Annotated in this window: 13 protein-coding genes; 10 read left to right on the forward strand and 3 right to left on the reverse strand. The window is 57.3% G+C overall.

What is annotated here, in order from left to right:
• Positions 1-148 precede the first annotated feature (148 nt).
• The 6 genes from KZ498_RS18585 (at position 149) to KZ498_RS18610 (ending at position 6,287) form a co-directional block, all read left to right on the forward strand.
• Entirely contained in the window at positions 149-1,453 is a 1,305-nt protein-coding gene (locus KZ498_RS18585) for a Dyp-type peroxidase domain-containing protein (protein WP_049984660.1), read from the forward strand.
• Positions 1,440-2,501, forward strand: coding sequence for an iron transporter (locus KZ498_RS18590; RefSeq protein ID WP_049984661.1), 1,062 nt, complete (start codon positions 1,440-1,442; stop codon positions 2,499-2,501). The genes KZ498_RS18585 and KZ498_RS18590 overlap by 14 nt, the downstream gene beginning before the upstream one ends.
• Positions 2,502-2,516: 15 nt before the next feature.
• Complete coding sequence (locus KZ498_RS18595; protein WP_049984662.1) at positions 2,517-3,047, forward strand: COX15/CtaA family protein; 531 nt, start codon at positions 2,517-2,519, stop codon at positions 3,045-3,047.
• Positions 3,048-3,164: 117 nt separating this feature from the next.
• Positions 3,165-4,544 carry a hypothetical protein gene (locus KZ498_RS18600; protein WP_049984663.1) on the forward strand — a complete coding sequence of 460 codons (1,380 nt, stop codon included), beginning with the start codon at positions 3,165-3,167 and terminating at the stop codon, positions 4,542-4,544.
• Positions 4,541-4,822 (forward strand): hypothetical protein, encoded by a 282-nt coding sequence (locus KZ498_RS18605; protein WP_049984664.1) that lies wholly within the window; start codon positions 4,541-4,543, stop codon positions 4,820-4,822. The genes KZ498_RS18600 and KZ498_RS18605 overlap by 4 nt, the downstream gene beginning before the upstream one ends.
• A 397-nt stretch (positions 4,823-5,219) precedes the next feature.
• Positions 5,220-6,287 (forward strand): iron transporter, encoded by a 1,068-nt coding sequence (locus KZ498_RS18610; RefSeq protein WP_049984665.1) that lies wholly within the window; start codon positions 5,220-5,222, stop codon positions 6,285-6,287.
• A gap of 84 nt (positions 6,288-6,371) precedes the next feature.
• Here KZ498_RS18610 and KZ498_RS18615 read toward each other — a convergent pair whose 3' ends face one another.
• The 3 genes from KZ498_RS18615 to KZ498_RS18625 all read right to left on the reverse strand — a co-directional run bounded on the left by KZ498_RS18615 (position 6,372) and on the right by KZ498_RS18625 (position 8,731).
• Positions 6,372-7,751 carry a hypothetical protein gene (locus KZ498_RS18615; protein WP_049984745.1) on the reverse strand — a complete coding sequence of 460 codons (1,380 nt, stop codon included), beginning with the start codon at positions 7,749-7,751 and terminating at the stop codon, positions 6,372-6,374.
• Positions 7,752-7,866: 115 nt separating this feature from the next.
• Positions 7,867-8,106 (reverse strand): DNA-binding protein, encoded by a 240-nt coding sequence (locus KZ498_RS18620; RefSeq protein ID WP_197052305.1) that lies wholly within the window; start codon positions 8,104-8,106, stop codon positions 7,867-7,869.
• 364 nt (positions 8,107-8,470) lie between these two features.
• Positions 8,471-8,731 carry a hypothetical protein gene (locus tag KZ498_RS18625; protein ID WP_049984667.1) on the reverse strand — a complete coding sequence of 87 codons (261 nt, stop codon included), beginning with the start codon at positions 8,729-8,731 and terminating at the stop codon, positions 8,471-8,473.
• 309 nt (positions 8,732-9,040) lie between these two features.
• On the opposite strand from KZ498_RS18625, the gene KZ498_RS18630 reads away from it, so the two are divergent.
• From KZ498_RS18630 to KZ498_RS18645, 4 genes are all read left to right on the forward strand, one after another.
• A complete protein-coding gene (locus KZ498_RS18630; RefSeq protein ID WP_049984668.1) occupies positions 9,041-9,445 on the forward strand; it encodes a hypothetical protein in 405 nt (134 codons plus the stop codon).
• 18 nt (positions 9,446-9,463) lie between these two features.
• Positions 9,464-9,655, forward strand: a complete 192-nt coding sequence (locus KZ498_RS18635) for a hypothetical protein (protein WP_049984669.1) — start codon at positions 9,464-9,466, stop codon at positions 9,653-9,655.
• Positions 9,652-9,921 carry a hypothetical protein gene (locus tag KZ498_RS18640; protein WP_049984670.1) on the forward strand — a complete coding sequence of 90 codons (270 nt, stop codon included), beginning with the start codon at positions 9,652-9,654 and terminating at the stop codon, positions 9,919-9,921. The genes KZ498_RS18635 and KZ498_RS18640 overlap by 4 nt, the downstream gene beginning before the upstream one ends.
• A gap of 173 nt (positions 9,922-10,094) precedes the next feature.
• Positions 10,095-12,731, forward strand: coding sequence for a heavy metal translocating P-type ATPase (locus KZ498_RS18645; RefSeq protein ID WP_049984671.1), 2,637 nt, complete (start codon positions 10,095-10,097; stop codon positions 12,729-12,731).
• Positions 12,732-12,793: the final 62 nt, after the last annotated feature.

Raw genomic sequence — 12,793 nt, forward strand, 5'->3', positions numbered from 1 at the left:
TTGCGATCATGTGGAACGCTGATCTGTAGGTGGAGGTTCGTATGACCATACTATTGCATCTGCTCATTTGGTAGTTGGTCTTCGACAGAGTCTGTGTTCGAGAATCGGACCAGAACCCCTATCCAAGACACATTCAAACCATGTCGTGATGACCGATGGAAGAGGCATTCCGCGTCGGGCCTTTCTCAAATCAGCGGTGGCGATCGGAGGCACAGCGGCCTTCAGTGCCTGTCTGGGCCGTGAGGAGGTCGATGTCCCGACTGGACCATCCGACTTGTCGTCGTATCCTCGCCGACAACACGCCTGGAAAAGCGTCCTTCCAACCGACGACGCCGGAAACACAATCGCCCCCCGGCACCGCGTTCTCCTCTTTTTAGACTACCTGAACGACGGTGTTCCCGTAGGCAGCGACCAAGAAGCGATGGAGACTGCACTCCAGGGGATCGAACACGCGTATGAGCGGAGCGGCAAGGGACTCGTGCTCACCGTGAGCTACTCTCCAGCGTACTTCGACCGGTTTGACGAAGACCTGCCCGAGAGTGTCGCCCTCCCCGCACCGAAAGCGCTTGCTCCCTTCGAGGATCCCGAGCTAGACACACCCGACGCCGTCGTTCACCTTGCAAGCAATACGGCACAGGTCGTACTCGGCGCCGAAGAATCGCTCAAGGGGAACAAATCGACGCTCAACGGTGTCGAACAACCAGACACTGCCCTAACGGACGTCTTCGAGATCGTCGATCGGCGGACGGGCTTCGTCGGGGACGGCCTCCCCGCAGAGAATGCAGGCGATGCTGAGGGTGTCCCCGCCGACAAGGTCCCGGAGGACGCACCGCTGTTCATGGGATTCAAATCCGGGTTCAAAAAGAACCAGGCGAGCGAGGATCGCGTCACGATCCAGTCGGGACCGTTCGCGGGCGGGACGACCCAGCACATCTCCAAGCTCCAGCTCAACCTCAATCAGTGGTACAATCAGGACGACCGCTGGCAGCGCGAGGCGAAGATGTTCTGTCCGTACCACGCCGAAAACGATGTTATTGAAGGCACTGGAGACAATCTCGGAACGAGCAGCAAGATCGACGATTGCAAGCCAGTAGACGAGACGGCCCGCGAGATGGGCGTCGTCGGCCATTCGCAGAAATCCGCAGCCGCCCGGGAGAACGACACCCCGATCATTCTCCGTCGGGACTTCAATTCGACAGACGGTGGGCAAGCTGGCCTCCATTTCCTCGCACTCCAGCGCGGTATCGGTGACTTCGAAAAGACACGGAAGGCGATGAACGGGACCGATGTCTCCAAACAGTCAGCCGTCGGCCAGCGCAACAACAACGGCATCCTACAGTACATCCGGACGGAACGTCGCGGCAACTACCTCGTGCCCCCGCGGTCTTTACGCGCGCTTCCGCCTGCACAACCAGCGACCAACGCACAGGAGGTGACGGATGCGTCGTCGTGACGTGCTCCGGGTTGCCGGAAGCACCTCGATCGTCGGACTCGCTGGTTGTACCAACTTATTCGAGACACGCTCAGCTTCTGAACCACCCCTCGCCGAGAACCGACCGGATGCGGTCTACTTTCCGACCCACGTTGAGGGGATGAAGATGCCCGGGATGAACGAACAGGGTGGGTACAAGTGTGCGCTCACGTACTCGTTTCCGCATCGGTTCTGGCTGATGAAGCCGAGTGGAATAACGAAAGTCGACATCCAGTCGGCGGATTCCGTTCATATGATGCCGATTGTCTGGGACGCACAGACGAGGATTATCCCGCCTGACATCAATCCGCAACTCACGATCACGCAGGATGGCGAGTCGGTCGATCAGTTCGCGCCGTGGCCGATGCTCTCCCAGCCGATGGGCTTTCACTTCGGCGACAACGCTCAACTCAATGGGAACGGCACGTATACCGTCGACGTTAGCATCGGGGGCCCATCGACACGACGTACGGGGTCGCTGGCCGAGAATCAGGGGGACGCCTCGTTCACGTTCGAGTTCGAATTCAACCAATCGACACTCGACGAGATCTCGGTTACGGACCTCTCCGAAGACAAACAAGGTACGAAGGGTGCAGTCGACGTGATGGACATGGAGATGTTGCCGAGTTCGCAGGTGCCGAAACCGGACGCGCTTCCCGGTGACGTCCGGGGGACGGCAACGAGTGGAGATGCGAAATTCGTGGTCACGGTGCTCGAGGACGCATCGAGATTTGGCGGCACCCAAGACCAGGTCTATCTCGCAGTCTCGCCACGTACGCCCTATAACCGGATTATGCTCCCGATGATGTCGCTCTCGGGCACGCTCACGCGGGGTGGATCCTCAGTCTTCGACGGGATTCTGCAGGCGACGATAGACCCCGAGTTGCGCTATCACTACGGAGCGACGGTCTCGGACGTCCAGTCGGGGGACGAGTTGACGATTACTGTCGATTCGCCACCACAGACGGCTCGCCACGAGGGATACGAGACAGCGTTCGTCGATATGCCCTCGATGACCCTAACACTATAACATCGGAGAGACACCATGCCTGACACTCAACGCACGGTATCAACGGGTAAGCAGATTCTGTCCAAGCAGCCGTCAACTCGTCTTGGATACAGACATTTAGCCGCGGTGACGCTGGTCGGAACATACGTGGTGATGCTTCTCGGTGCGTACACGAGTGCAATCGGTGCGGGGCTCTCATGTCCGGACTGGCCGACGTGTTACGGAACCTGGGTCCCGTTTCTCCAGCCCGATATCGTTGCCAATTCTCCGTATTCAGCCCTTCAGATCTTCGCTGAATGGGCGCATCGAGGGCTCGCGATGATCGTCGGCTTTCTGATCCTCGGGACGGCGATTGCCGCATGGCGTACCCACCGTGACTCCCCGCTCGTGGTGTGGTCGGCGACGCTCGCTATAGTACTCCTCCCGATACAGGTCCTCCTTGGCGGGCTGACTGTGACCCGAGATCTCCAACCGTTCATTGTGACGACGCATCTCGGGGTCGCAACCTTGATCCTACTCGGTCTTACGATAACAACGGTCGTGGCGTGGATACGGGCTCAAAACTGACTACACTACGATGGGCCGCGGAGAGCCCGTTCCCCATACGTTGACTTCGAATCCACGAACCATCGAAATCGCGCAGGCTTTTATAGTGTCCCTCCAATACTCGCCCGATTTGAGCTAATGTGGGCGAAAAGGAGGGTTCTGACCATCATCCTTTCAACGCTTGGAGTTGCAAGTCTCGCCCAACCCACGGCTGCCCACGTCGGCGGGCTCAGCGGGACAACGACGTCTGCATCCGTCCCGACATGGCTGACGATTCTCACCGGTGGTGTGATTGTCGGTGCCTCGTTTATGTTCACGAGTCTGATGACCGACCATACCGCGATTCGTGCCATCAACGAGTGGCGTATAGTCGTTCCGACGCCCAACGCCGTTCGTACAGCCATTCGCTATGCAGTCCAAGGAACCAGTATCGGCGTGTTGCTGGTAATTCTCGTGACCGGGTTCACAGGGCCACAAACACCAACCTCGAACTTCGCGATTCTCGTCGTCTGGGCGGGGTGGTGGGCCGGGTATACAATGACCGTGTACCTGTTCGGAAACACGTGGCCGCTGTTCAATCCGTGGCGTGCGATCGCGGAGCTCCTCCCCAGCAGTCGACATCGGACGTATCCCGAGTGGCTGGGAGCGTGGCCGAGCGTCGCTGCACTCCTTGCCCTCGTCTGGCTCGAGGTCATCAATCCTGTCGCACAAGATTCACAACTGCTCGCGCTCTTGATTATCGGCTATTCGGTATTCACACTTGGAGGAGCTTGGCTGTACGGAACGGAGACGTGGTTCGGAAACGTCGATCCAATATCGAGAGTGTTCCGGTGCTACGGACTGTTGGCCCCGTTCCAGCGAACCGAGTCGGGGTTCGAATTCAAATTGCCCAGCGCCGCTCTGGCAGAGCGTCAGGTTTCCGAACGCGTCGACGAAACCGCGTTCATTATCGCGCTCCTCTGGGTGACCACCTATGATGGATTCGTTTCGACACCACTCTGGACAGACGTTGCACGCCCAATTGTTGGTGTTGGCATCCCGCCATTACTCCTGTACTCCCTGACGATCATTGCTGGGTTCGGGTTCTTCTACATTTACCGATTCGCAGCTCATCAAGTCCGCCAGACAGGCCGAACATACGTCACTCCAGAGTTCATCGAGGGATGGTTCGCACCGTCGCTGCTTCCAATCGCGGCCGGTTACCACATTGCTCATTTCCTCGGCTACTTCCTCACGCTCACACCGGCACTTCTGACGATCCTCAGCCAACCGTTCTCCCCGCCAGTGAACGTTCAGGTCTTGGTACTTCCCGGCTGGTTCCCGATCCTTCAACTCCTATTCGTTCTCCTCGGCCATCTAGTCGCCGTCTGGGTCGCCCACGCGCTGGCCTTCGAACTGTTCCCCGGTAAACTCAAACCCATCCGGAGCCAGTATCCGTTCATCATCGTAATGATTTTCTACACGATGACGAGCATGTGGGTTGTCACCCAACCGTTCACCCCCCCACCATACGTATGACTTCCGGTGTCCTCACCCCAGAGACTGCAGTACTCGATGATGAACCGCCAGAAGCCCGGTGTCAGTACTGTCATCGCCCGTTCGATACTGGCCGTTCGTGTGCGCTCCATATCGGTGAGGTTCACTCGAATGAGTGGACCGAAGACGAGCAACTCGCGTACGAAGACGCAGTGGCGGCTGAGGAGGACGAACTCTGGATGTACCACATGAAAATCGTCGTTGGTCTTGGCGTGACGTATGCGATAATTGTGCTCATCTATATGATTGTCCTCGGATAGCGATCTACTACCGTCGGCTCTGAAAGTCATGCTACACTCGATCGCGCATCGTTGTGCGATTCGACGCGCACACAGTTTCAAAGCAACTATAGAAGTCAGAACGACAATTCTGAGAGTCCACAGAACGCTACTCGAGACGCGGCTTTCGAAAGGAACACTCATTTGGCGCTCCCATCTAAGCTCTGGATATGGAGGATAAGAATCTCATGCTGGTAGCACTGCTTGGAATCGTTTCATTATTGGTTCTGATCGGCTTTGTTATCCGATTAACGTAGGGTCTATCTTGTGTTGAAGGGTCGAAGAACCGCTGTTCAGTCAATCACCCGAAGGGGGCAGTGACTGGGTGATTCGAGCACTGAACCAGAATTCCTACCTCCGTTGGAAAGAAGAACATCATATGAAGCGACGCGCCCTCATTACGCGAGGGGCAGGACTTGCTGGTGGGGTTGCTCTCACTGGGTGTCTGAGTCGTCTCGGCTTCGAGACGCAATCCGCATGGCGGGACCCCCCTCTCGTTCAGGACCGTCCTGATGCAGTCTATTATCCGGCAATCGTCGAAGGGATGGGAATGTACGGGGTGACGAAAGCTGGCGACGTCGGATTTGCACTGATGCACTCGTTCCCGCATCGGTTCTGGAACTTAACGGGGACGAACAAGACGAAGGTCGTCGTTCGATCCAGCGATTCTCTCCATCTCATGGCGAGTGTCTGGGACGTGAAGACGAACACCATCCTGCCGGTTGATATCTCCGCGGAGATCAGCAACGCCGACGGGCAGGTGACCAGCACCAATTTGTGGCCGATGATCTCGCCGAACATGGGATTTCACTACGGAGACAACGTCGGGCTGCCCGGTGAGGGACAATACGATGTCACCCTCCGTGTCGGACCGCTTCAGACCAATCGCACAGAGCCACTCGAAGGCCGGTTCACGGAGGCACAATCGGCGACGATGAGCTTCACCTTCGATACGAGTGAAACGTACAATCTCGAGTACCGACGGTTAGGAGAGAAAGCGGGGACCCGAGGAACCGTCGACCTGATGGAGATGGAGATGATGCCTGAACCCCTGGCCCCGTCGAAAGACGACCTTCCCGGTCGGCTGATCGGTGACGGCTCCTCTGGTGATGCAACTTTCTTCATCACCGTTGTTGAGGGAGAAACCCGCTTTAGTGAGGATGATCGCCCGTACATGATCGTCTCGCCGAGAACACCGTACAATCGTGTCGTTCTCCCACGGATGACGCTCTCAGTGACCGTAAGACGCGGAGAGAAAACGGTTTTCGAAGGACCGCTTCGGGCTTCGCTCGATCCGGAGATCAGCTGTTATTACGGGACGTCCATCCCCGAGATCGAGTCCGGCGATAGAGTTACCATCACTGTCCAGACGCCACCCCAGCTCGCACGACACGACGGATACGAGACTGCCTTTATCGATATGCCACCGATCGAGTTCACTGTGTGATAGATTGGATCTGCCCGAACGTTTGAACTCGTCCATCTCGGTTGGGTAACAGCGAATACACTCGAGGGTATATTCCAGCGGCAGTCAGGACAGGTATGGTGGGATCGCGCCGGGGAGGGAGATGATCCAGAGGCTGATTACCGTATATCCGATCATCACCGCGATGAACGGATACTGACTCCGAATCGCGACGAGTCGGCTGGAGAAGAGATCATACGCGACCGCGTGCGCCGCCCAGATTGCGAGGAGATGCCCGATGAGTACTGACGCGATACCTAACCCCTCAAACCATGACGGTGGAGACAGAACCAGGGGGTTCGCTGGTGGGGACAGTGGTGAGGTGAGGGCCATCGTCAGTGCCGGGCTGAGGGAAACAAACAGCCCGGCGTAGTGAGCGAAGTGATATCCTGCTGCAATTGCCAGGAGTGGTGGAGCAAACTGAAACGCGATCGTCCGAGCGGTGATATAGGTGCCAGTCCCGCGTCGTGAGAGGCGGCCCGCATACCAGTATGCTCCTAGGAAGACGGCATACCCGCAGACGAACAGTATCGTGTACACGAGGACTGCGCGAACCTCCACGTTCGCGACCATGGCGGGGATAAAGCTGACGAGCGTCTCGACGGTCGTTACACCGGCACTCGTGGTGATGAAGCCGCTGTACGTTAGTTCCCAGATCAGCGCGATAATGAACGCGACGTCAGAGACATCGGTAACCACGTCCGAACTCCGAAGGTCACTTCCCGGTAGCTTCACCTGGATCTCGTCGTTCTCTCGTTGGAGGGGTGCAACAGCACCGTACAGCCGGAAGAGGACAGAGAGCGGATCTGCGTTATCAAACCACGATTCTGGGCCGAACAGGAGAGCGCCGGTAATCGTTATCGTCGAATAGATCAGGATTACCATCACGAGGACAGTCGGAACAGTACTGATGGGGAAAATAACCTCGACCCAGACGAGCACCAATAGCCCTCCAACGGCTGGCCAGCGTTGCAACGAATCTGGATACTCGCGGTAGCCGGAGGGAAGAATGGCAGCGATGGTCCGCCATGGATTGAGTACTGGCCAGACGTTCCCAACAAAATAGGTCACGATCGGGAGGCCGGCGCGAACCCCGGCGAACGTGAGCAAGATTGTGAGGCTCGCCGTTGGGAGCTGGGGTCCAGCAAACCCGAGAAATACCGACAGCACGAGAGCAGCGACTCCAAGACCGTGGCCGATCCAAACAAGAGGATCCCACCACCGTTCAATCGACGGAAGTGTCCGCGACCAGCTGTGTAGATAGCGGATGAACGCGCGATCGGTAACGAAACTCGCGAGGAGTGCGGATGCCCCAATTGTGGCACCTCCCGTCGCAAGATAGAGCCACTGCGGGACTGCCAGTGTGTCTCGTGATTGCTTCGAGAGCGTAAGTCCGTTCCCTGCCGCGACGGTATCCACGACGAACATCAACAGCGCGACCCACATGAGAAACTGCACGCCGACTCTGAATCGAGGTACCGATAGAACAGTTCTCAGTATGGTCGATAGAGACCATCCCTTCGACTCCTTCTTAGCACAGCCAGTTACGTCCATATCTGGATCACGCGAAGATGGCATAGAGGATTAATAATCCGAAGTATAACAGAACCAATACTGCGAGTGCTTTCAAGCGGAGCGTTCGGAGGTCCGCCTCCTCTTCGGTTACTGCGGACTCAAACGCCTCTTGCTCTGAATCGTCAAGCTGGCTAGGATGTTCTATCCCCTTGTGGAGCACGAGACGCTCGCTGGTTGGAAACGGATGCCCGCAATGCTCACAAGTGCCAGCGGGTGTTTCTTCCATCGGTATCGTAGTCCGTATTTGCGACATCACGATCTATCGCTGTTACGAAGAACTAACGAACTCGGCTATGAAACCGTTCTGGTTCGCCGTTCGAACGTCTCCTCTTGAATATCGAGCTACGTGGCGCCACCAATAGACGGAGATCGTCGGTTACAACAGATCTGCTATCAAGGAACGTAGTTGTCCAAGCACTCCCTTTGACGGCGGGGATGTGGCCTTTCTTTCAGAATGGTTGTGCTCGACCGAGGGCTGACTCTCCTCCTCGTGGTCTTCTTCGTAGGCGTCACAGTAAATGCACATAGGGAAGAGGAAGCAGTGTACCTGTATAAAACCACTTGCTGGAAATGCAGGATACACCGGAAAATCAGACTGCAGATTGGTCAAACCGGGAGAGAGCGAGTACGATACCAAGAATCATTGTAAGCCCGATTGTTGCGGCTAAGGCTCCATAAAGTGCCATACTCGCCGGTGTCGGATGAAAGATAACAACATCGAAAACGGAGATGTGCTGAATCTTTGGGCTCGTCCCGATAATTAACCCGAGTCCAGTGCCGACGGCGATCCCGATAAGTATGATGATCCCGAAGACGTGCTTCCCGCCATATGTACGTACCGTATCGTCCATACAGGTTAGTCGTGGACGATGGCGTAAGAACACTGCTGTTCGACTGGAGTTATTAACCTGAAGAGTTCGAAATAGTTTCTTCTGGCAAAACAGGATGGCTTGATAGCAGTCGATTTATTATGTTCGTAGCCGTAGCTCCATTAATGGCTGATCGATTTGAGAGTCACCACGCCAATATTCGATTGTCAGATGCCTGCCACCGATTGCCTAAAGGTGATGGTCTCTTGAGACGGCTAATAGCATGTCAAGGTGGACGTAATCAGGAGGTAGGACACAGGCAAACAAACGAGTTCCCGTTACTACCTAACGATGAGTGACGAGTCCGACACCAATTCAACCTACACGGGGGCAAGCCCGTGGCCGCTGTTCGTTGCACTCGGCTTAGCACTCTCTGAGGTTGGCGTCGTCCTCGGGCTGCGTCCAGTATCTGTCGCGGGCCTACTACTGTTCGTCGGATCGGTTGCCGGCATTCTGACGGAAGCAGGGTACGTCTCCCGACCTGCACGGGCAGCTGGTGTGCAAGGAGTCGCATTAGTCGGTATTGGGATTACGTTGGTCCTTCAGAATCAAACCGGGACTACGGTTCGTGGACAGTCGATCGCCATTGCAGGCCTCCTCAGCCTCCTCAGCGCACTCCTCTGGGTGGGGTTCATCCGGACACGTACTCGAGATTCGATGGCGACAACCGAGTCGACAGACACGACATCCGATTAACTCCACTACCTGATACAAATGGAATTTAACACGACAACGACCGCGATCGTGTTCATCATCCTGCTCGCCGTTCTTGTCGGCGGCACGGCGATGAGTCCGATGAGTACAAGTACCGTTGCGATGGTGAGTGTCGGCCTACTCATCTTCGGGGTCCTGTCGCTCGCCCTCGGCGTCAAACACGGCGAATACCGGGCAAGCCACCACCGATGAGACTTCCCAAGAAAGCACAGTTCGGGCTCACAGTTGTCGCAGCGATCCTCATTCCAGGGCTCGCCGATTACGCCTTGGCTTCAGCAGGCTACAAGACGCTTGCTGGGCTCGTCTGGACTGGAGGGTATGGCTTCGGTGTTGTCGCCATCTGGTACCTCTGGATTCGTCCGCTCGACCTCACCGGTCCCACGGGGATTCAGCTCACCGAGGACGAGGACGCAGATCAGGACAGCAATCCACCAGAGGGGAACGCTCCTTCGTCGTAACCCATGTGAATAGGTGACCCAGTACCGACTGGACCCCAAGACCCCATACTGGGATCTTGCCGCAGCCAAGCCGGGAATTAATAATACAGGACGAAAAATTTGTTAAAGATACTTATCCAGACGCGGTTTTATAGCAGCCAGTTTAATAATATTCCAGTACCTAGCTGCCAGTAATGACATCGTCCGACCGGGATTCACACGATTCAGGGGATGAATCCCACGACCACGGACACGACCATGATCATGACCACGAACACGACCACCACAACAATGGACAGGAAGCCGACCGCGTAACCGCGACCTCGTCGAATCAGGACGACGTCGCCCAGTTCTCGGTGCCCGAGATGGATTGCCCGTCCTGTGCGGGAAAGGTCGAAAATAGCGTCCGAAAACTCGACGGCATCAATACTGTTGACCCACAGGTGACGACCGGGACACTCTCTGTCTCATACGAGGGGAGTCGAACGTCGCCAGATGAGATTGGCGAGCGCATCGAAAAAGCTGGCTACACGGTCGAAAACCAGGGCGAGACGACCGCGACGTTCACAGTCCCTGAAATGGACTGTCCTTCCTGTGCGGGGAAAATCGAGAACGCCCTCGATGGTCTCTCGGGCCTCTCGAGCTACGACACCCAACCAACTACTGGAAAGGTGACCGTCACGTACGACGCAACGTCGCTCTCGCCACCAGACATCGTCGATGCCATCGAGGGCGCTGGCTACGAGGTGACCAATTCGACGGCAACTGACGCAGATACCGAGGACAGTCCCACCGACGAACGTGAGAGCGTCTGGACCAGTTCGCGGGCGATCAAAACGTGGATCAGCGGTGGGTTCGTCGCACTCGGCCTCCTCTTCGAGTTCTTCCTCACCGGCCAGAATATCCTCGTGGCCGAGATCGTCGGCCGCGAATTACTTGTCGCCGACCTCCTCTTCCTGATTGCCGTTGGGGTCGCTGGCCAGGTCATCTTCCGCAACGGCTACTACTCTGCGCTAAACCGTAACCTCGACATCGACCTGTTGATGAGCATCGCCATCAGCGGTGCCATCATCGCCAGTCTCGTCTTCGGCGAGTCACTCTACTTCGAGGCCGCCACGCTCGCGTTCCTGTTTAGTATTGCTGAACTCCTCGAACGCTATTCGATGGACCGCGCACGCAACTCCCTTAGAGAGTTGATGGATCTATCGCCGGACGAGGCGACAGTGAAACGGAACGGTGAAGAGGTGACGGTTCCCGTCGACGACGTGGCTATCGGCGATATCGTTGTCGTGCGCCCTGGTGAGAAGATCCCGATGGACGGCGAGGTTCTCGACGGGGAGAGTGCGGTCAACCAGGCCCCCATCACGGGCGAGAGCGTTCCCGTGGACAAGACGCCGGGCGACGAGGTGTACGCCGGCACAATCAACGAACAGGGATATCTCGAGGTGGAGGTCACCTCGGAGGCAAGCGACAATACGCTCTCGCGCATCGTCCAGTTGGTCGAAGACGCCCAGGCTAACAAAACCGAGCGCGAGCAGTTCGTCGAGCGCTTCTCGTCGTACTACACCCCGGTCGTCGTCGGCTTCGCAATCCTCGTCGCGGTTATCCCGCCCCTCGTGTGGGGTGCGTCGTGGACGACGTTCATCGTCTACGGCCTCACGTTGCTCGTACTCGCATGTCCGTGCGCGTTCGTCATCTCGACACCCGTCTCAGTCGTCTCGGGCATCACCAGCGCCGCGAAGAACGGCGTCCTCATCAAGGGCGGCAACCATCTCGAAGCGATGGGTGCCGTCGAAGCCATCGCGATGGATAAGACCGGCACGATCACCAAGGGCGAACTCACCGTCACCGACGTCGTTCCGTTGAACGGCAACAGCGAGGAAGACGTCCTCCAGTGTGCCCGTGGCCTCGAATCGCGGTCGGAACACCCCATCGGCGAGGCGATCGTCGGATTTGCTGAGGAGAGCGACGTCAGGGCGCCGATAGTTGACGACTTCGAGAGCATTACCGGGAAGGGCGTTGAGGCCGATCTCGACGGAAAGAAACACTACGCGGGTAAGCCCGGGCTCTTCGAGGAACTGGGCTTTGACCTTGATCACGTCCACGCGACGACCGACGGCGGCGTCGTCACGACGAAGAGTCAACAGCTGTGCGAGCGCAACGACTGCATTGATCTCTTGGAGGAGACGGTCCCCGAACTCCAGTCCCAGGGGAAGACCGTCGTTCTCGTCGGGACCGAGGACGAGATTGAGGGCGTCATCGCCGTGGCTGACGAGATTCGGCCCGCAGCGACGCAGGCGATCCAGCAGCTCCACGACTTGGGCGTTGAGCACATCATCATGCTCACGGGTGACAACGAACGGACTGCCCGAGCAATCGCCGACGAGGTCGGCGTCGACGAGTTCCGCGCGGAACTCCTGCCCGATGAGAAGGTCGAGGCGATCAAGGAACTCGACGAACAATATGACGGGGTCGCGATGATCGGCGACGGGGTTAATGATGCACCCGCGCTCGCGACGGCGACCGTGGGCGTCGCGATGGGCGCAGCTGGCACGGATACCGCCCTCGAAACGGCAGACATCGCGCTCATGAGCGACGACCTCTCGAAGCTGCCGTACCTCTACGAACTCTCTCACGACGCAAACAGCGTGATTCGGCAGAACATCTGGACGAGTCTCGGCGCCAAGGGTCTACTTGCACTGGGCGTTCCCTTTGGCCTCGTTCCAATTTGGGCAGCTGTCCTCATCGGTGACGCCGGGATGACAGTCGGCGTCACTGGAAATGCAATGCGCCTCTCCAGGATCAAGCCGGAGTCGTTACTGACCGAGTAATCCCACTAATGGCTGGGTTTAGGCATAGTACACCTACTGACTTCCCGTCAAGTAGCCATGCG

It is taken from the genome of Haloarcula sp. 1CSR25-25, from assembly GCF_032027985.1.
Classification (GTDB): domain Archaea; phylum Halobacteriota; class Halobacteria; order Halobacteriales; family Haloarculaceae; genus Haloarcula.